This is a genomic window from Mucilaginibacter pineti (assembly GCF_900101875.1).
Classification (GTDB): Bacteria; Bacteroidota; Bacteroidia; order Sphingobacteriales; family Sphingobacteriaceae; genus Mucilaginibacter; species Mucilaginibacter pineti.
In genome coordinates this window covers 304399-324979 of the sequence record NZ_FNAI01000005.1, presented here as the reverse complement: position 1 = coordinate 324979, position 20581 = coordinate 304399, and the positions used below count along the sequence as shown (strand labels likewise).

The 20581-nt window shown below is 41.3% G+C and carries 18 protein-coding genes; 12 read left to right on the top strand and 6 right to left on the bottom strand.

Annotated elements, in window-relative coordinates; genetic code table 11:
• The first annotated feature begins 240 nt into the window (after nt 1–240).
• The 7 genes from BLS59_RS13765 to aqpZ all read left to right on the top strand — a co-directional run bounded on the left by BLS59_RS13765 (nt 241) and on the right by aqpZ (nt 8445).
• Nucleotides 241–1320 (top strand): sensor histidine kinase, encoded by a 1080-nt coding sequence (locus BLS59_RS13765; RefSeq protein ID WP_091149849.1) that lies wholly within the window; start codon nt 241–243, stop codon nt 1318–1320.
• Nucleotides 1321–1371: 51 nt separating this feature from the next.
• Nucleotides 1372–1953: a helix-turn-helix transcriptional regulator gene (locus tag BLS59_RS13760; RefSeq protein WP_091149848.1), complete on the top strand. Its 582-nt coding sequence runs from the start codon at nt 1372–1374 to the stop codon at nt 1951–1953.
• A 405-nt stretch (nt 1954–2358) separates the two neighbouring features.
• A complete protein-coding gene (locus tag BLS59_RS13755) occupies nt 2359–3444 on the top strand; it encodes a histidine kinase (RefSeq protein ID WP_091149847.1) in 1086 nt (361 codons plus the stop codon).
• Nucleotides 3434–5563, top strand: coding sequence for an ATP-binding response regulator (locus tag BLS59_RS13750; protein ID WP_091149846.1), 2130 nt, complete (start codon nt 3434–3436; stop codon nt 5561–5563). Before BLS59_RS13755 ends, BLS59_RS13750 begins: the two co-directional genes overlap by 11 nt.
• A gap of 224 nt (nt 5564–5787) precedes the next feature.
• Nucleotides 5788–6522: a LytR/AlgR family response regulator transcription factor gene (locus tag BLS59_RS13745; RefSeq protein WP_091149845.1), complete on the top strand. Its 735-nt coding sequence runs from the start codon at nt 5788–5790 to the stop codon at nt 6520–6522.
• A 320-nt stretch (nt 6523–6842) separates the two neighbouring features.
• The gene (locus BLS59_RS13740; protein WP_091149844.1) at nt 6843–7556 is read left to right on the top strand and encodes a sensor histidine kinase; all 714 of its coding nucleotides are present in this window, start codon (nt 6843–6845) and stop codon (nt 7554–7556) included.
• A 181-nt stretch (nt 7557–7737) separates the two neighbouring features.
• Nucleotides 7738–8445, top strand: coding sequence for an aquaporin Z (aqpZ, locus tag BLS59_RS13735; RefSeq protein WP_091149843.1), 708 nt, complete (start codon nt 7738–7740; stop codon nt 8443–8445).
• A gap of 113 nt (nt 8446–8558) precedes the next feature.
• On the opposite strand, the gene BLS59_RS13730 is transcribed toward aqpZ, so the two are convergent.
• Nucleotides 8559–8765: a hypothetical protein gene (locus BLS59_RS13730; RefSeq protein WP_091149842.1), complete on the bottom strand. Its 207-nt coding sequence runs from the start codon at nt 8763–8765 to the stop codon at nt 8559–8561.
• 49 nt (nt 8766–8814) lie between these two features.
• Nucleotides 8815–9750 (bottom strand): DUF6268 family outer membrane beta-barrel protein, encoded by a 936-nt coding sequence (locus tag BLS59_RS13725; RefSeq protein WP_091149841.1) that lies wholly within the window; start codon nt 9748–9750, stop codon nt 8815–8817.
• A gap of 237 nt (nt 9751–9987) precedes the next feature.
• On the opposite strand from BLS59_RS13725, the gene BLS59_RS13720 reads away from it, so the two are divergent.
• Entirely contained in the window at nt 9988–10665 is a 678-nt protein-coding gene (locus tag BLS59_RS13720) for a hypothetical protein (RefSeq protein ID WP_091149840.1), read from the top strand.
• 15 nt (nt 10666–10680) lie between these two features.
• Here the strand turns inward: BLS59_RS13720 and BLS59_RS13715 are convergent, their stop codons facing one another.
• Nucleotides 10681–11445 carry a DUF2461 domain-containing protein gene (locus BLS59_RS13715; protein WP_205411264.1) on the bottom strand — a complete coding sequence of 255 codons (765 nt, stop codon included), beginning with the start codon at nt 11443–11445 and terminating at the stop codon, nt 10681–10683.
• A gap of 302 nt (nt 11446–11747) precedes the next feature.
• On the opposite strand from BLS59_RS13715, the gene BLS59_RS13710 reads away from it, so the two are divergent.
• The 4 genes from BLS59_RS13710 (at nt 11748) to BLS59_RS31610 (ending at nt 16454) form a co-directional block, all read left to right on the top strand.
• Nucleotides 11748–13577, top strand: coding sequence for a glycoside hydrolase family 35 protein (locus BLS59_RS13710; protein ID WP_091149839.1), 1830 nt, complete (start codon nt 11748–11750; stop codon nt 13575–13577).
• 24 nt (nt 13578–13601) lie between these two features.
• On the top strand, nt 13602–14438 hold the full coding sequence (locus BLS59_RS13705; RefSeq protein WP_091149838.1) for a glycoside hydrolase family 16 protein: 837 nt from the start codon (nt 13602–13604) through the stop codon (nt 14436–14438).
• Nucleotides 14439–14472: 34 nt separating this feature from the next.
• Nucleotides 14473–15972, top strand: a complete 1500-nt coding sequence (locus tag BLS59_RS13700; RefSeq protein WP_091149929.1) for a glycoside hydrolase family 32 protein — start codon at nt 14473–14475, stop codon at nt 15970–15972.
• Between the two features lie 332 nt (nt 15973–16304).
• The gene (locus BLS59_RS31610) at nt 16305–16454 is read left to right on the top strand and encodes a hypothetical protein (RefSeq protein WP_162842631.1); all 150 of its coding nucleotides are present in this window, start codon (nt 16305–16307) and stop codon (nt 16452–16454) included.
• Nucleotides 16455–16537: 83 nt separating this feature from the next.
• Here BLS59_RS31610 and BLS59_RS13695 read toward each other — a convergent pair whose 3' ends face one another.
• Genes BLS59_RS13695 through BLS59_RS13685 form a run of 3 tightly spaced genes read right to left on the bottom strand, consistent with a single transcriptional unit; the run spans nt 16538 to nt 20517 of the window.
• Nucleotides 16538–17518, bottom strand: coding sequence for a glycoside hydrolase family 43 protein (locus tag BLS59_RS13695; protein WP_091149837.1), 981 nt, complete (start codon nt 17516–17518; stop codon nt 16538–16540).
• 10 nt (nt 17519–17528) lie between these two features.
• Entirely contained in the window at nt 17529–18539 is a 1011-nt protein-coding gene (locus BLS59_RS13690; protein ID WP_205411263.1) for a family 43 glycosylhydrolase, read from the bottom strand.
• Between the two features lies 1 nt (nt 18540).
• Nucleotides 18541–20517: an alpha-L-arabinofuranosidase C-terminal domain-containing protein gene (locus BLS59_RS13685; protein WP_091149836.1), complete on the bottom strand. Its 1977-nt coding sequence runs from the start codon at nt 20515–20517 to the stop codon at nt 18541–18543.
• Nucleotides 20518–20581 lie beyond the last annotated feature (64 nt).

The following is a 20581-nucleotide window of genomic DNA, read 5'->3' as shown; positions in this document are numbered from 1 at the left end:
GGCATTTATTGCCTTAGCACCAAACGCAAGATAATGCCTTCCTATTGCCTTTAATTATGATTATCGAATAGTCTGCTAACTTTCCTATTCTGTCGGTTATTTTTGGCTATATGTCGGTTTTTTAAAATGCTGTTAAAGTATTTCTTTATTTGGTGGGGATTAGAATTAAGATGCTGCCGGTGGTAATCGTAAAAGCTAAATAGAGCAGCCCTTAATTGTGTAGAACATAATTGTATAATTATGAAAGATTTAAGCGATTCAAGTGTGTTTTTTAAAACGATAGACCAGGTTGTTACTCCCATCATTATAGAGGCTAATACTACTGAAACAAACACCATTTATTTTAATAAGGCTTTCAAGGATGAAATTGGATATAACACCAATGAGATAACTGATAGGGCAAAATGGTGGAACGCTGCATACCCCGAACCCGCGTATCGAATGGAGGTAGTTTCGGTATGGAGTAAAATGGAAGTTGCTGCCGTAAACCAGGAGAAACAACATATCAATTTGGTTTCAAAAATATGCTGTGCCGATAAATCATTAAAATGGTACGATGTTCATAGTGTTGTTGTGGGGCAAATGAAGCTCATCACTTTCTTAAACATTAACAGGGCTAAGGAAAAAAATGAAAGCCTGATAAATACTATCCAGCAAAAAAACTTGCTGCTTTCCATCCTTACACATGATATCCGGTCACCCTTAGGGAACATAAAAGGGCTTTTGGATGCCTATAAAATGAATTGCCTCAATAAAGCCGAGATAGCTGATGTGTTTTCGATGCTCATTGGCCAAATTGATTATGTCTTGAACATGATAAACACTACCCGGCTGCGGATTGGTACCGAAACCGGGGTTTTTAGGTTTTGCTCTGCCAAAATAAACATAAATGATTTTTTGGACAGGTGTAATCAAGTTTTTAATTACACACGCATTAATCAACATATCAATTTCGTTTTTGAAATTCCAGCATCTGATATTATTTATTATGATCGTTTTATTTTAGAGATCATTTTCAGGAACATTATTGATAATGCCATTAAGCATACTCCTCAAAATGGCACAATTAAAATCTCGCTCATCCATCACGCAAAATACTCCAGTTTAATGGTAACCGACTCGGGCAAAGGTATGACGCGCGCGCAGATGGAAGCTATAACCAATAATATTAACCAAAGAGATGCCGGGAGGGAAATTGTTGACGGGTTTGGGTTAGGACTTATCAGCGCCAAAGAAATATTGGAACGGCATCGGGGAAAACTGGCTATCTCCAGTTCGCCGGCCGGTGGTACCTCATGTGAAATAATGATATATAACTGATTATTGGGGAGCTAAGTGATTTTGAAGAGCGGGAGGGTAATTAAAGGTTTAATGGGTTTAGTCTTTATTTTAATGGCGGGCACAGGTCATTCGCAACAGGTATCAAGGCAAATTGATAGTATAACTACAAATCAACAGGCGGGTTTGGGGCAACAGCAAAATTGGGAAACAAGCAAGGTGTGGTTAACAGGGGTAATGCTATTTGTGTTTGTTCAGTTGGTAGTAGTGGTTGTTGTAACATTTTATATAACTGGCAGGTTAAAAAAACGATTAAAGGTAATTGCTGCCAGGGTTGATGAGCTAACTAAAGAAACCGAAAGTAGCACCACACAAAGAAAGATCGAAGACCTGCGGGAGATAGTACAACTGGCTATGGAAAACAATCCGCTTTTTTTAAATCGGTTTAATGAGTTCGATCCTGGATTTGTGAAAAGGATATTTCATATAGCGCCAAACATGGTAGCTGTAGAAATTGAGATGTGTATCCTGCTGCGGATTAATTTTGATACCAAGGAGATAGCGCGTTTTACAAAAAGCTCTGTTCGTTCGGTAGAAGGGAAAAAACGCAGGATCCGAAAGAAATTGAATATCCCATCTGCAACAGATATTAATGTTTGGATGACCAATGTATAACGTATAATGCCTTTAAAGTTCAATGTTTAATAGGTTGATTTTCAGGTAATAGATATGCGTGGGTAAATGTGGGTAGCAGTTGGCTACTCCTAAAAGGTTTAGAATTAGTTTTTTTGCAGGCGATAAATCGCCCGGCGAAAAGATGTTAATGAAAATTTATGAATAATAGCGATAAGTCTTTTTTACGATGCCGGAAGTGTTCGGAGCCATTTCATTTTAAAATGCCCAGGAATTGGTTTGGAAGGAATTTATTATTTTTTCTGCCAATCAAACGATATTTCTGTGCTAAGTGTCTGAAATCCCGTTACCGGATCATGACTACGGATACAGAGCGCACATTCAGGGTATGAGTTAAATATCTTTTGCTTTTGCGGTATACTATTACCTACCTATAACCCCCAGGCTTTGAAAAACCTTACTGATTCTGCCGATTTCCTAAAGATTGCGGACCTTATCGTTACACCCTTAATTGTCGTAAAAAACGCTTCGTCCAATCCAGATCACCTGTACTTTAATAAGGCTTTTATTACCCAAATTGGGTATACCGTAAATTCGGTGCCCAATTTAACTGCCTGGTTTGAGAAGGCCTATCCAGATGAGCATTACAGGAACGAGATCATCTATTGCTGGAACAAAAGGAAGGCAATCTCCGAAGAGCGCGGCCATTCAAATTTTCATTTAGAAGCCAGGGTGTTTTGTGCCGATGAATCGTACTGCTGGTATGATATTTACGAAACCCAAATAAATAATTTAACCATTATTACTTTTCTCAACATAGATGATATGGAGAAAAAAAATGAATTGCTCATAAACGCAATTCAACAAAAAAATTTACTACTTTCAATCATTGCGCATGATGTACGCGATCCGTTGTTGAACATAAGAACATTGCTGGATAACCTATCCTATAAAAACCTGGATTTAGAAAAAAGAAAATTTGATAAGATAGTTTCAGACCTTGATCTGCGGGTAGACAATGCCATAAATATTGTTAATTCTACCCTTTTGCGTATCGGGATTGAAAGAGGGGTGTTTATTTTTCAACCCGACGTAATTGATCTGGAACTCTTTTTGAAGAGGCGTTATGAAGATTTCAGCCGTCGTATGGAAGAAAAGAACATACAACTCATCTTTAAACTTGAGCATCCGAAGGCTATTTATTATGATCGTTTTATATTGGAAATAGCCTTTGTAAATATTATAAATTACATTATAAATGATAACAAGCAAAATAGCGATATCATTATTTCAAACGTTGACGAAAAGCGGTTTTCGAGTTTGATAATTACTGATGAAAGGTTACGATACGAACTGGACAACAATATAACGTTACCCGGTAACCATACTTTTGTAAATGAAAAATCTGATAATTCGGGGTTAATAGGTGCTCAGAAGATAATTGAAGAAAATGGCGGTCAGTTATTAACGCACAACAAAAGTTACAATGGCGCGGCCTGGGAAATAAGAATAAACAAACAAGATGTTTTATAAAGGAAAATCTACTTCAACTGAAATTAAAGGTACATCAAGAAAAATTCTCATTGCATTTATTGCATTGGTAATTACGCTTGTAATTGTTGCCTTATTTGTAAATAATTCAATATCCGGTAAATTAAACTCGCTATCAAAACTAACCCTGAATCTTGAGTATGACCAGGCAAAATCACAAAGGGCCATACTGTTACTTCACGAAGCGGAAGACGATTTTCAGGCCTCGCTTTTAACTGCCGACGCAGCAAAAAGCAATGACTACAAAACCAAGCTCTCGCGTTCCTTTATCCTGATTGATAGCTTGCTTAAAGATAATATTGATACCGCAAAATTAACAAGTGCGCAACGGGCCAAGGTAAGGTATCTGTATTTAAAGAAACTAAAGCTATCCAACAGCCTGTCTGTGTTAAAGCATAGTTTTGATTCACTATTATCAGCCAACTCGGGTTTAAACAGGTTAAGTGATAGTATAAATAGCCATATCCCTTCGATTCATGCGCAAAAGGAGAAAATATTTAAAAGCAGCGATACAGTAAAAAATGAAGCCAGGGTCAATAAAAAAGGACTTTTTGCAAGAATAAAGGATGCCATAGCCAATAAAAATGCTGGGGTAACTAATCTAACAGTTATCAATCATAACCGTACCAAGCGCATAATTGATTCTGTAAACAGGGCCACCAGGCGCGATAAAAGCCTTTACGGGCAAAAGCTGCAGCAATTGCAGCAACGCAATTCAAAGCTGTTTAGCACGCAAAAGCAATTGATACTCCTTAATATGAATATCAATAGCGAGTTAGAGAGGATAGTTAACGATGTAAATAATATTAATACAGGTATTATAAGTGAACTTAAAGAAAATGCCCTTAAAAGCTACAAGGAAACTACGGCATTATTAAATAGGTTTTACCTGGCATCGTTATTCCTGGTATTGGTATTTGCTACGCTGCTTATTGTGTTTATAATTAATTTGAACCGGGCCGAAGCGTATTTGCTTCGTGAAAATGAGCGGTCGGTAGGTATGGCGCAGCAAAAAATGGATCTGTTGCTGCACATGAGCCATGAGATCCGTAATCCGCTTACTGCTATCAATGGCTTTTTATATATTTTTAGCCGGTCTAATCTGTCAGTTAAACAAGTTGATATGCTTGGTTCTATAAGGCTATCGTCAGATATGCTGCTGCATACTTTAAATGATACGCTTGATGCCGCCAAAATGGAAACCAATGAATTTAAGATCAACAGCGATCCATTTAACGCCGATCATATTTTAAGACAAGTAATTGAAAGCATGGAATTTAGTGCGGCAAAAAAGGAACTCAAACTCAACTATGTTTTTGAGGGAGATACCGAGGGTATGATTTTGGGCGATAGTTTCAGGCTTAAACAGATAATGATTAATTTATTAAGTAACGCCATAAAATATACCAAACAAGGCGGGGTTACAGTGAGCGCCAGCCTATCCGAAATAAATGAGGAACATAGGCTGCAAGTAAACATAACAGATACCGGAGCCGGCATTAGTGCCGAGCAGCAGGCCCGGCTTTTTTCAAAGTATTATCAAACCAATTCGGCTAAGGGACAAACGGGTACAGGTTTGGGGCTTTACATCTGCAAACAATTAATTCAGCTACAGCATGGCGAGATTAATGTAAAAAGTAACGAAGGCAAAGGCAGTACCTTTAGTTTTTACATACCATACAAAAATAGTTCGATAACCAGGGGGGAAACAATGACCGATAAACTCCTTTGGAAATTAAATGGCATAAGCATATTAGCGGTCGACAATAATGAGCTTGGCTTAATATTCCTTAAAATGATGACCAGCAAGTGGAATATTAAATTTTACCAGGCCCCTAATGCAAAAGAGGCTTTAAAAGTAATTACCCAGGAGCCCATAAAAATTGTACTCATCGACTCACAAATGAAAGATGATGAGTTAATAACAGCTATTAAAAAATTGAAAGCACCGGCCGATAAGCCGCCCATAATTGTTATCAGTAGTGAGGAGTCGCTATCCGATACAGAGAAATATTTAAAGCAAGGTTTTGCAGGTGTTGTTATTAAGCCTTTTGTGGAGGCAGAGCTGATAAAACAAATTGTATTGGCGTTGGGATTATAAGCATTCCCGTACGTTGTGGAAAGGGATACGCCAAGTGAGAAAAAAATCACACGTTTTTTTGTTAAATCCTGCAGGCTGTTAATGATAATTGTTATAAATTGGGGTAGGTTTTAACGTTTAATTACATTATATGACGCATAGTGTAATTAAAATTTAGCTTCAATTTTATTTGCTCAAAGGTTGGTTTTAATTTTGTTTACCTGTTGTTGTTTATATGTTCACCTATGTCAATAAATTGTATCATTGTAGATGACGATGAGTTTGCTATCGCTCATCTCAGGGTATTTATTAATCAGATCCCGTTTTTAAATCTCCTAACCTCTTATCAATCACCTTCTGCGGCACTTACAGCCATGGAAACGCACGATATTCAACTCATATTTATGGATATTGATATGCCTGAAATGAGCGGAATGGAATTTGCCCGGATGCTGCAAGCTACCCACGGCACAGCTGCCCCGCGTATTATTTTTATAAGTGGCTATGAGCGCTACGCTTTAGAAGGATATAAAGTAAACGCCCTCGACTATTTACTTAAACCCGTTACTTACGAAGATTTCCTGAAATCGGCATATAAAGCCAAAACTCATTTCGATGAAAAGGAAAAGCAGGCGCCGCACGCCGAGCATTATGTAATTAATGAGTTTATATTTTTAAAGGTAGAGTATGAAATGGTGCGTATTTACCTTAAAGATATACTGTACGTAGAAGGTCTTAAAGATTATGTTAAGATTTTTTTGGTTGGAAACAGCGGTTATATTAAAGCCTTAACCACCATGAAAGGTTTAGAGGAGAAACTGCCCACGAATGGCTTTATAAGAGTACACCGCTCTTTTATTGTAGCAGTTGATAAAATAGACTCCATAACCAAAAATACCATAAAAATAGGTAAAATCATGATCCCAGTAACAGAACAGTTTAAGGATGAGTTCAGGAAATTTGCACATCAGTGGCTTTAAATATTTTGAATAGCTAATTATACTTAAGCTTGGTCTAACCGATCTGCCTTTCCGTCTGCTATAGTAAGCCATCTGTCGAAACCTTTCTTTTGGTTTATTATCTGTCTTTTTCTTTGTTGGAAAATCCGCCTGAATACAGCACGATTTCAACAAAATAGTATGATAGATTTCATTTTACAGCAATTTATACCAGCAATAATTGTACTGTCTTGGACGGGTTGCGGTTTCTTATTTATTATGTTAGCGGCCGATCTTAAACCCAGCCCAATTGAGCATAAATCTTCGTCGGATATAATTAAGCGTAACGATAATTCTGTTATATGAGGTCGAAGGAGTTGGAGTTACAGGGCAATTTTACGCAAACGGTGGTAGCAGTGCTGGCCCATGATCTTCGGCAGCCCTTCGCCACGCTGGTAATGACCGCCGATATGCTTAAACATACCAAAAAGCCAATGTCGGCAGATGAAATGCATTTGCTTTTTGAGGGGCTGCGTAACACAGCATCAAAAAGTATGGAACTGCTGGATGGTTTACTTTACTGGGTAAAATCAACAGACGATAGTTACACTATAAAAGCACAGCCGCTACTGTTACATGATCTTATACATGAGGCCAACAGTTTGTACCTGTATGATCAGCTAAATAAGCACATAACCTTATATAACATTGTTCCCGAGCGTCAGTTAATTTATGCGCACAAGGAAATGCTGCAGTTCATTAATCGTAACATTTTAAGCAACGCCACTAAATATTCTCCAACCGGTGGCATCATTGGGGTAACCTGCAGCGAAGATGAAGATTGGATAACCGTTGCCTTTACAGATCAGGGTAATGGCATGACCACCACACAGCTCAAGGCGCTATTTTACATGAAGGATGATTGTACAAATACAAGCAACCATTTAAAAAGTGCAGGCATTGCCATGAGTATTTGCAGAGATATGATACTGAAAATGAACGGAAAGATCTGGGCAGAATCTACGCCCGGCGAGGGGGCGGCTTTTTACTATGCCGTTCCTAATAAGCCCCTATAATTAATATGGTAAATTACAACCTCACTGTTTAAGTACATCCCCTTTTATTGCCTTTCTGTCGGTGCAGGTTAACCGTCTATCGAAACTATTATAAACGATATGTACAATTTATTTTATTTGTACCGAAAATTAAACGCATAAAAAAGCCTAACAATTATCTGCACAATTTATTGAACATTAAATGAATACAAATATTTTACCCAAGTTTTTTGCCGAGTTTCTTGGCACTATGGTATTAGTTTTAATGGGTTGCGGCAGTGCCGTAATTGCAGGTGCTAATGGTACAACCGGCGTAGGCCTATTAGGGATAGCCTTCGCGTTTGGTTTATCAGTTGTGGCTATGGCCTATGCTATAGGCCATATATCCGGCTGCCATATTAATCCGGCTATAACCATAGGTATGGTTGTGGCCGGTCGTATGAAATCAAGTGAGGCTATTCCATATATTATAGCTCAAATATTAGGGGCTATTGCGGGGGCAGGTATTTTGCTGCTCATCGCATCAGGTAAAGAAGGGTATAGCATTGCCGTAAATGGTTTAGGTCAAAATGGTTATGACGCCGCTTCGCCGGGGCACTACAGTTTACTGGCCGGTTTTATTGCCGAAACCATATTCACCTTTATATTTCTGCTGGTTATATTCGGTGCTACATCTACAAAAAATATACATGGAGGCTTTGCCGGTTTATCAATAGGGCTAAGCCTGGTACTTATCCATATTGTGGGTATCCCGGTAACCGGCGTATCTGTAAACCCGGCCCGTAGCATTGGGCCGGCGTTGTTTACCGGAAATATAGCTATCAGCCAGTTATGGCTATTTATTGCAGCACCAGTTTTAGGCAGCGTTTTAAGTGCGGTTGTTTGGCGTTATCTGCTTGAATCTAATTAAACTGCAATTACCCGGGCGACCTGATTTTATAGCGCATGTTATAAATCAAGTCGCCCGGGTAGTTTTTTAAATCCCTTTTCTTCTTTTTAGCTCAAAAATTTGTAATATTCTGCCTAAAGCATCTCGCACAGGTAGCCGTAAGTATTCAAAAGATCGATCACACATTTTGGCGATATATCCTCGCCTTCAACACGTAAAATATTGTCGCAATCATCCAAATCAAAGGTTATGCAACTGTTGGGCACTTGTTTTTGAATGATATAAATGAGCACTTCAGACTCATCCATATCCTGCACATTTGTTTTAAATACTTCAACCATTATATGAATTATTTTAGTGATAGAAATTTATGTTGATGTGTTACTGTTATTAAAAACGGTAATTAATGCCGGATTGAAACGTTACTCCCGGTTTCTTTAGCTCCTCAAGCGGAACACGATTATTGAGGTTATTAAAAGGTGCCCAATTAACCTTCTGATCTTTGGAGTACAGATCTAACCTTTGAGTAAAGTTGTAACCTGCACTTGCTTGTATGGTAAAGTTTTTAGCCAAACTGTATTCATAAAAGAGGGATGACTTCATTTGCTGAACCTGGAAATAATCGGAGTTCATTTTTTTTGATAAACGGTATGATCCCCCGCCAATTCCAAAATCGGTATTTATGCCGAAAGCACTTTTACTGCTTAACTGGTATTTGAGCTTTTCAGAAACCGGTATAGAACCTGATAGGCTTAGCTTGTCGGTAATATTCCAATCTATCCCAATTATTGGTAAAAGCAATGACCCGAAAAACTGACGCGAGTAAACGGCGCCTATAGAGTAAGAGAACTTTGCAGATGTTCGGATTTTTAACATGGCCGCCGCAGTATAAAGCATATCATCACCAGATACATCTTTCATATCCGACGACAGCGTTGGAATAAGCGATACCATCAAGGCGTATTTGGCCGATAGCGATTTTTGGAAAATAAGCGGTACCGAAACGGAATAAAACTTTGTGCCGCCAAAATCGTTCCCCAGCCCGGATAAGAAAAGCTGGTTATAGTTTACTCCGGCTAAAAAAAAGTCGAGCTTGCCATTTTCAAAGTGGTTATATACCGGCAACATAACTGCAGTGTTTACCTGCTGTATGTTCATTTTTGTACCTTTAACGGTAAATGGCGAATAGGCGTAATCGGCCTGAAATGATCCTATTTGGGGTTTAAATGAACTGTTCGGCTTTGGAATGGAATCCTGTTGCGCGTGAACGGATAATGTGAAGACTGTTAAAAATATAGTTATGATTTGAAGGGTAGTTGCTTTCATGATTAATTGTGTGGGGTGTTTTGATTTGTTAAACAGGTAGCGGCAGATCAGTCCGCATGCCTGTTAATGAGTTTAATTGAGTTGTTTTTTTAAGTGTAGCTAAACGTTTTTCGTTAATTCAACCCTAAAACACGCTGCCAACTGCTTACCCTGACTGCTTATTGAAATAAATTTTAGTTTTAATCACACTTTTGTAAAAGAGCACCCGGTTGCAGGGCACAGCTTCAATAAACACACATGAAATACTTAATAATTGGAATTTTAGCACTTATAACTATTACCGCCTGTACGCAGCCGGATAATAAAAATGCAGGAGTTAAAAAGGACAGCCTCGGTGCAAACAAACCCTTGCCCAAAGCCCCTGCACCGGTAACCGACAGTGCTAAATTAATGCACCATCTTGATAGCCTGCCACCGGTAAAATTTCCCTACCTGTCTGAGTGGTACAACCGTACTTTTCCTGTTATTGACCTGTCGGAGTTTAAAGTGAAGAAGCTGTTTGATGTTAAGTTGAAGCTTATACCAACCCAGGCTGGCGGCGGCGCAATTGATTATAACGAGGCTGATACCACCTTTAATTTAACTGACAGCAACTATAAAGCACAATGGAATTTAATAGCCAAAACACCCCGGTTTATGGTAGTTGAGGTTTATGGAGATGGTGTGCAGCTGGTAACTTTAACTTACAAGCTCAAAGTAATAGATGCCATAAACTCGGCTGCAGCCCAGGGCAATAATCATTGGAATGCAAACCGGCAGTCGGTTATCAGTAAAAACTTAACAATTGTACTTCAGCATGAATACAGTGTGCAGGTAGATGACGAAAATCACTTCGATACAGAAACCGAAGAAGAACAGCATTGGTTTATCAACAAAAACGGATACTTCAGGGAAAAAATTAATAGGAGAAATTAAATATCGGCCTCCTGTTTATATCGCCAATCCATTTATATCTGTTGATAAAACCTCGCTCATATAATCAAAAAACGGACGCATGTTTTTGAAGGTGAGATTAACCTGTGTTAAAAACGATTCGCTTAACGCTTCTTCGTCTGTAAAAGGTTTCATCAGCAAAAATTGTTTATACCTGAGCAGGTCGGTGGCCTTATGACCAGGTTCAAAGCCTTTAGGTGTAGTTTTTAATTGTTCGCCCCTCAATGTGCCAAACGTGGTGGTGAATGATTCGTCGGCCAGTATTTTTCGTAAAGGCGCATCGTCAAAGGCAATGTCCTGCCTTATCAGTTTAAGATCCTGTGGTTCTGGTGCCCAAAAGCCGCCGCCAATAAATGTATTTCCCGGTTCAATATGGAAATAGTAACCACCCCGGCGATGCTTACCCAGGCGTTTAAAATTACCGCTCCAGTTTGTTTTATACGGCGTTTTGTTATTGCTGAAGCGGGTATCCCTGTAAATACGATGAAGGCTCTTTTTACCGGATGGTGTTTCAATTTGGTCATGCGTGTTAAGCTCCTGCAACAGGGCATCTGCAAAAAGCGCTATGGAATTTTGTTGTTCCTGAAAATTAGCTTTGTGCAGGTTAAACCAGTCCCTGTTATTGTTGTTTTTCAGCTCATTTAAAAAATCAAAGCCCGATGTAGGTATGTGTACTTGCATTGCAGAATATTTGCTGTTTGAAACTATGGTGTTTAAATAATCCCGAACAAATATAGCCGATGCAAGAAACAGGATTAACATATGGTTCTAATTTTTTAAGGGAATGCGGTTTTATATTTACCCCGTTTTGGTACAATAGCTTACTGTTTTGGATAACTTGCTTTATAAATTTGGTTTCAACTTTAGGGCAATTTTTTTAGATTTGATGACCAATGTTTTAAGTCTAAAGTTTTAAATTATTCTGCTTACTTTGTCTTTTTTAAAAGTGTCAATATTACAATTTATTTATGAGGCCATGTTAAGCGGGTACTTTTTACGGTTAACAAGCACTCAATCCCCAATAATAATAAACTATTTCAACAGCTAAAATTCCCTTAAATCGTATGTGTTTCAGAAAACAATTATTTGCCCTGTTAACCGGTATTGTATTAATAAGTCAAGCCCCTGTTTTTGCGCAGACAAAGCATGAATTTGCACTGGGCGATTCGGCCTTTATGTTAGATGGCAAACCCTTTCAAATGATCAGCGGCGAAATGCACTATCCCCGGGTACCCCGTGAGGCCTGGCGTGCCCGTATGAAAATGGCTAAAGCAATGGGCTTAAATACTATTGGTACTTACGTGTTTTGGAACCTGCATGAACCTCAAAAAGGCAAGTTCGATTTCAGCGGAAATAATGATGTTGCGGAGTTTGTAAAGATTGCCCAGCAGGAAGGCCTATGGGTTATCCTGCGACCAAGCCCATACGTATGCGCCGAGTGGGAGTTTGGCGGTTACCCTTACTGGCTACAAAACGAAAAAGGTTTAGTAGTGCGCAGCAAGGAAGCGCAATATTTAAAAGAGTACGAAACCTATATTAAAGAAATAGGCAAGCAGTTGGCCCCGATGCAAATAAATCACGGCGGTAATATCCTCATGGTGCAGATAGAAAATGAGTACGGATCATACGGCAGCGATAAGGAATACCTGGATATCAACAGGAAGTTCTTTAAAGAAGCTGGTTTTGATGGCCTGCTGTATACTTGCGATCCCGCTGCCGATCTGGTAAAGGGACATCTCCCTGGCTTGATGCCTGCGGTAAACGGTTTAGATGATCCGGCCAGGGTGAAAAAGCTTATCGGCGATAACCACGGTGGCAAAGGCCCATATTACATAGCCGAATGGTACCCGGCCTGGTTTGATTGGTGGGGAACAAAACACCACACCGTACCTGCGGAGCAATACACCGGTAAACTTGATGCGGTATTAGCAGCCGGTATCTCCATCAATATGTATATGTTTCATGGCGGCACAACCCGGGCCTTTATGAATGGCGCAAACTATGATGATCAATCTGCCTATGAGCCACAGATCAGCAGTTATGATTATGATGCCCCGCTTGATGAAGCTGGTAACGCCACACCAAAGTTTATGGCTTTCCGCCAGGTAATAGAAAAGCACCTGCCTGCCGGTCAGCAGTTACCTGCCGTTCCGGAGGCTAAGCCTGTTATACAAATTCCAGCGGTGTCGTTTACACAAACCGCCGTGCTGCTTAATAACCTGCCCGCACCAAAAGCAAGCGTAAAGCCGCTAACATTTGAAGACCTGAACCAGGATTATGGCTTTGTATTATATCGCACCACAATAACCGGCGGTAAAACCGGCTTGCTAAAGCTTCAGGAATTACGGGATTACGCCATAGTTATAGTAAACGGTAACACTGTTGGCACGTTGGATAGGCGAGTGAAACAAGACAGTATGCAAATTACCCTCCCTGCCGGTAAAGTAACGCTCGACATACTGGTTGAAAACCTGGGCCGGATTAACTTTGGTAAATACCTGCTGCAAAATAAAAAAGGCATCACAGAAAAAGTTTTATTGAACAATGCTGAGTTAATAGGCTGGAAAATGTACAGCCTTCCGTTTAATGACTTAAGCAAGGTTAAATACCAATCGGCGGCCTATACAGGTACAACCCGGGTTGTTAAAAAGGGATCGTTTAACCTTACAAAAGTTGCCGATACCTATTTGGATATGCGCAAATGGGGTAAAGGGCTGGTATGGGTAAATGGCCACAACCTGGGTAAATATTGGAGTGTTGGTCCGCAGCAAACGCTTTACCTGCCTGCTGAGTGGCTTAAAAAAGGAATTAACCAGGTTGAGGTGTTGGAACTGCTTAAACCTGCAGAAACACAGCTATCGGGTATCGAAAAACCAATTTTAGATCAGCTTTAACAGTAAAATCTGTAAAGAGAAAATATGCAAAAGTTTTTGATCATTATTTGCTTGTTTACCATACTATCATCAAAAGGCTGGTGCCAGCTGCAAAGCAACACCTCCAATGGTTACAAATTGGTTTGGGCAGATGAATTTAATAACGAAGGTGTGCCCGACAGTACAAAATGGGGATACGAACACGGTTTTGTGCGTAACCACGAAGCACAATGGTACCAGCGTGAAAACGCGGTTTGCCATAAAGGCTTGTTAGTTATTGAGGCAAAAAGGGAGCGCCTGCCTAATCCCAATTATTTGCCACAAAGCGATAATTGGAAAACCAACAGGGAGTTTATGGAATACACATCAGCCAGTATCAATACGCGTGGCCTGCATAGCTGGCAATACGGCCGTATGATTATGCGCGCCCGTATACCGGTAGATGCCGGTTTGTGGCCCGCTTTCTGGACGTTGGGGGTTAGTAAACCCTGGCCGTCAAACGGCGAAATAGACATTATGGAATATTACCGTAAAATGCTCTTGGCCAATATAGCTTGCGGAACAGCAACGCCCAATACAGCAAAGTGGCATAGCACCAAAACCCCATTAGATTCGCTGGGTAAAGATTGGAGTAAGAAGTTTCATGTGTGGCGAATGGATTGGGACGAAACAGCGATAAGTTTGTATGTAGATGATCAATTGCTAAACCGTGTTGCGTTAAAGGATTTGGTTAATCAGGATAGCAGTCAATTTAACCCTTTCATGCAGCCGCACTATATCCTGCTTAATTTTGCCATCGGCGGCGATAGTGGAGGCGACCCATCGGCTACCCTATTTCCAAGCCGTTATGAAATTGATTATGTAAGGGTTTATCAGAAGTGATATGTCAATTATTATAAAATATAAAAAGAAAAACATGTTCAAATCAACATTATGTTCATTATTGCTTGCAACGCTGGGGTATTCGGCATTAGCGCAAACCGCCGAAACTCCGCAATGGCGACCAGCCTATCACTTCACCCCCAAAAAAAACTGGACTAATGACCCCAACGGATTAATATTTCTTGACGGGCAGTATCAACTATATTATCAGCATAACCCTTTTGAAAACAAATGGGGCCATATGAGCTGGGGCCACGCTACAACTACCGATTTTGTGCACTGGAAACACCTGCCCGTAGCCATTCCCGAAATTGTTACTAAAGACACTACTACCTGGATCTATTCCGGGTCTGCAGTGCTGGATAAGGATAATACCAGTGGCTTCGGCAAAAATGGCAAGCCACCAGTAGTAGCTATTTTCACTGCCGATCAGCCAACGCAGCATAAAGAATCACAGTTCATCGCCTATAGCAATGACGGCGGTATGTCATACACGCAATACGCCAAAAATCCGGTTATTGATCTGAATAAGAGAGATTTTCGTGACCCCAACGTTTGGTGGCACGAGGGTACAAAGCAATGGATCATGACGGTGGCTATGGTTGATGAACACATGGTACGCATCTATGGCTCAAAAAATTTAAAGGAATGGACAAAACTGAGCGATTTTGGTCCGGCTGGATATGCAAAAAATGGTTGGGAATGCCCTTTTATGGTGCCCCTTGCTGTTGATGGCGATAAATCAAAAATAAAGTGGATGCTTTCAGTATCGTCTGGTGGAGATCATGGTCCGCTGATGCAGTATTTTGTGGGTGATTTTGATGGCACTACCTTTAAAAGCGATAACCCAACAGGAACAGTTTTCAGTATTGATAATGGCGATACTTTTTATGCAGGTATTCCCTGGAGGGTTGAGGGTAAAAGCACCCTGCTGGGCTGGCTGCAAAATGGCCACCCGGAAACTTCCCCATGGAAAGGCCAGATGTCTATCCCGCGTGATCTGTCTTTACGTACCACTGCGGATGGTGTGCGGCTGTTTCAGCAACCCAGCAGCGTAATCCAAAACTCACTGAACAAACTATCAAAAAGCCATGCGGAGATCAGTAAGAAAACCATAGGCGATGATCTTAAACTGCCGCAGGCGGGTAGCAGCAATTCTTATTGGATTGAGGCAGAATTTTCCCTTAACGATGCTAAACAGGCGGGTTTTAAAATAGCCCAAAGCGCCGACGGGCAAAAGACAATTACCGTTGGCTATGATGTAACCAAACAACAACTATTTATTGATTGCAGCAGTGCAGAAAAGGATAATAAGTCAAAAGAAAACCTTATTCAAACAACTGAACTTAAAATAACCGGCGGCACAGTTAAACTACAATTACTGGTAGACAGGTCATCAGTTGAACTATTTGGCAACAATGGCGAAAAGGTAATATCAACCATGATATATCCGGATGTTACCGCAACCGGTGTATCAGCCTTTGGTGCGGGCGCAAAAATTACCCGCTTAAAAGTTTGGGATATGGGTAAATAGTAAAACATCATGAATCGTCCTGAAATAGGTTGACGGACTTACGATAGTCCCGGTTACGAAAGTAGCCGGGATTTTTGTTGTAAACACTTTCCCGTGTTTTCATATTCCAAGATAAGTGTGGCCGATGATTGTTGTGCAAATCTATGTCCCGCCGACCTTTTCATAATATCAACTGTATATAAAAACAGACAGTAAAAACGTCCTTTAATGGCTCTAAAAGCTGTTTTTGCAGCTGATACACTAATTTAACGGCTTTAATAGCGTATTTGTCAGCGGCCTTATATCTACTGGCATAATATTGGTATTTACTCAAACATCAAACATTAGCCAACATGAAAAACTCAAACGACTCAATATTACTAACTCTGGCGTTAATCGCCATCGACATGGAATTGAAAGCTATTTTAGAAGAGGATTTGCACCAATTCAGGGCTAAGCAAGCCGGCCAGCAAATACAACAGCCAGTTCAACAAGCGGCTTAACTATATATACATCTACCTATGTGTTCCCTGATCAAAGTTTTGCTTTGGCCAGGGGCTTTCTATTTACAGGGCTAATTTTTGATCTATTTAGCCGCTTTTACGCCCTCACTGGTCATCACCACGCGCTTTATACTGCCATCTTTATTGTAATACAAATAATCAATACATACCGACCGGTGAAAACTTCCAGCATCAGCGGCAAGCGCACCATTGTGGTAAATAAAATAGCTTTTTCCCTTAAAATCAATAATAGCCTGGTGGTTTGTGTTTGAATTACCTGCCAGCTCATTAATAATGCCTTTATAAACCCAGGGACCGTTAATGTTTTTACTCATGGCGTAGGCTATCTTTTCAGGAAACTCGTAAGCATAAGATAAATAGTACCAGCCATTGCGTTCGTGAATCCACGGTGCTTCAGTATAGTGGGGCAGATCGATAGTTTTAATTTCGCCGTCCAGTTCGGTCATGTTGGCTTTTAGTTTGGCGTAGTAGCAAACACCATTGCCCCAGAAAAGGTAGGCCTGCCCGTCCTTATCAATAATAACCGAGGGGTCAATATCATCCCAGGGATGTTTAGCTGCTTTTGTCATGTCGTTGGTTACCAATGCGGTGCCGCGGGCATCTTTGAAGGGGCCTGTCGGACTATCGCTTATGGCCACACCAATGGCCTTGCCGGGAATGGTGGCATGGTCAACAGCTACGTACCAATAAAACTTTCCGTCGCGCTCAATTACCTGCGACGCCCATGCATCGGCCCTGGCCCATGCAAAATCTTTCACGTTCAACGGTGAAGGATGTTCCGTCCAGTTCACCATATCTGATGATGAAAAACACGTCCAGTTGTGCATTACGTAGCCATTATGATTAGTTGGTGCTTCGTCATGCCCGGTATATAGGTATACCTTGTCCTTATAAACCATAGCTGCGGGATCTGCGGTAAACTCATGGCGGATAATGGGATTGCCATTTGCATGGATCACGGTATCTTTCAATATATTAGCTTTGGAAACCGTTAAGCAACTTGCTGCTATTGTTATGGTTAGTATGTATTTTGCTATTTTCATGTTGATTGTTTTATTTGTTTTCCTCAATTACCGGCCATCCCTTAACCCAGTTTAGTTTTTGCAGCCGCAGCTTCGAAATTCCCCTGTCTGCAGCATCGTATCCGTGGAAGATGATGTAATCGGCACCGTCAAAATGGGCTACGCCATTGTGGCCCACGCCGTACCAGTTCTTATCGCCTTCTAATAGTATAGTGCCGCCACCTTTATTCATGGCGATGCCGTTTTTATCGAGATATGGACCTTTAAGATTTTTAGACCTCCCAATGATCATCTTGTAGGTGCTCTGCGGTCCTTTGCAGCAGTAATCTATTGAGGCAAAAAGGTAAAAATACTTTTCGTGGGCATAGAGGTATGGGGCTTCAATGGCGTTTCCGCCAGCGTCGACAGGATTTCCGGCTATTGGTGGCAGGTTTTCAGACGGGGATTTTTTTCTGGTGGCAATGGTAGGCAGACTGTCGGTATTGTCGGCAATGCCCAGCCGGTCTGGATTGAGTTTTACCAGTTTCAATCCATCCCAAAATGAGCCGAACACAAGGTAGGGTGTACCGTCCTTATCGGTAATTAAATTAGGGTCGATAGCGTTCCAGTTGGTTTTTCCGGGAACAGATTGGAATACCTTGCCATGATCTGTCCATTTATAAGCCGGATCATTGGTATGGAGTGTAGTGTTGGTAGCCACCCCTATGGCCGATGTGTTTTTGCCAAATGCCGATACCGAATAGTACAGGTAATACAGGCCATTGTGATAAGAAATATCTGGCGCCCAGATGTGCCCTTTAAAACCAGGGATGGCATCAACGGCCCATTGCGGCGCTTTGTCAAACACCGGTTTTTCGGGTTTCCAATGTATCTTATCAACAGACGACCACATAGCTATGCCCATGCCGGTGCAAAAAATAGTATAAGTACTATCGTGTTTAACGATCACAGGGTCGTGAACAGAAATATTAGTTCGTAAATCCTGGGCGTAAACATTAACGCCCAGGAATAAAACGACCAATTGCAAACCAAAATTCTTCAACTTATTTAGTTTTTAGCCTGATAACCTTTAGGGAATAAGGCTCGATATTCATTTTTAATACTTTGCCACTTAATGAAACAGTGCTTTGCACCGGACTTACTGCTGTTGGGTTTTCCAGGGAATTCACTGCGTCGCCATTATCACTGCGGAGGGTGGTTACGGCAACCTGCTTTTGATAGCCGGCACCGCTGATGTTAAAGCTGGCGATTTGGGCCGATGCGCCACTATTCACAAATTTAATGATGAGCTCGTTTGTAGTCTTATCCAAACTGGCGGTAGCGTAGCAGCCATCCTGCCCGGCAACCGACTCTTTGTTCAGCGTAAGCGGTACCACATCGGTGCCTTTATTTAGGGAGAAGAGTTGCTGCACGTAGTAATTCGGCGTGCCGTAACTATTCAAATTGTCAAACCAGATCAGATCCGGAGTCCACTGCCAGCCGTCGACATGGGCAAATAAAGGGGCATAGGATGCCATTTTTACTACGGCGGCGTTGCGCTCAAGCCCGGTCATGAAAGCAGCTTCGGCTATGGCGCAGGTCCAGTTGTTTTTATTATCCGGACTAACCGTGGCCACGCTTTGTGCAGCATATTCCCCGGCGAAGATCTTAGGGCCCTTACGGTCGTAATTATCATAGCGGCGCGCGTTATCCAAAAACCATTTTGGGGCGCGGTAATAATGTTCGTCTAAAATATCGGCGTTTAAGCTGCGGAATGTTTTGTTCAGCAGGTCAAACTTGTCGCCTTCGGGATCGGGGCCCAGGGCCGATACTATTTTTATATCCGGGTATTTATCCTTAATGGTTTTAGTAAAAACCTTCCAGCGCTCAATATATTGCTCGCCCCATTGCTCGTTACCAACGCCCAGCATTTTCAGGTTAAACTTACCGGGGTGACCAAGATCTGTACGAAGTTTGCCCCATTTAGTGGTAGCATCGCCATTGGCAAACTCAATAAGATCCAAGGCATCCTGGATGTATGGGTCAAGCTGGTCCATCGGCACAATTTCGGCGGTGTTAAACTCGCAGGCCATACCGCAGTTAAGGATAGGCAGGGGCGATGCGCCGATGTCCTCGGCAGTCATGAAATATTCCATAAAGCCCAGGCCAAAGGTTTGGTAATAATCAGGAGCGGGACGATGCTTAAACTCAGTATTCCAACGGTTAATGATGTTTTCGCGTTTATCAATATCGCCAATTGTTTTTTTCCATTGGTAGCGGTTGTTTAAATCGCGGCCCTCTACGATACAGCCACCGGGAAAACGAAGGAAACCGGGTTTCATATCGGCGAGCTTTTGCACCAGGTCGGCACGTAAACCAGCAGGACGGTTTTTCCAGGTATGCTCCGGGAACATCGAGATCATATCCAGATCAATAATACCTTTGCCGCTTAGCCAAACATATAGCTGCGCTTTTTTTACCGTAGCTGTTGATTTGAATTTTACGCTGTAACGGCCCCAGTTCTTGTCTGTTGGCAGCAATTCGGCCTTGCCTATAATGGCATCATTATCGCCGTGTAGTTCAATATTTAGTTTTACGTTGGCATCACCTTCCTGTTTGGCTATCACCGAAAAGGTGTAATCCTCGCCCTCTTTAATGCCCATACCACGGAAACCTTCGTTGGAGATGCCGAAGCTTCCTGCATCCGTGTTAACATATGTTTTAATATAATGCGGGTTCTCCGGCCTTTCTGCCGACCGGTTGATCACCTCAATGCGACCATCACCGCCATCTTTTTTATGCTCCGTCCACGCGGCCAGGGGCATATTAAACTCAAACGAACGGTTTTTTACCAGCTCTGCATATACACCGCCATCGGCAGCAAGGTTAATATCCTCAAAAAATATCCCGTACATGGTTGATGGGATAGGCGTTATGATCTTATCTGCCTGTATATTATAGGTGTGTGCAGGTGTATTTTGGGCATTTGCCGCCAGTAGCGTGCCCAATGCACAAACGGTTAAAAAGGTGTGCTTTATCATTATGGGTTTATTTGGTAGCTAAAGCTAAAAATAAAATTTAAATTAAGTGTGTTTTTAACAATCA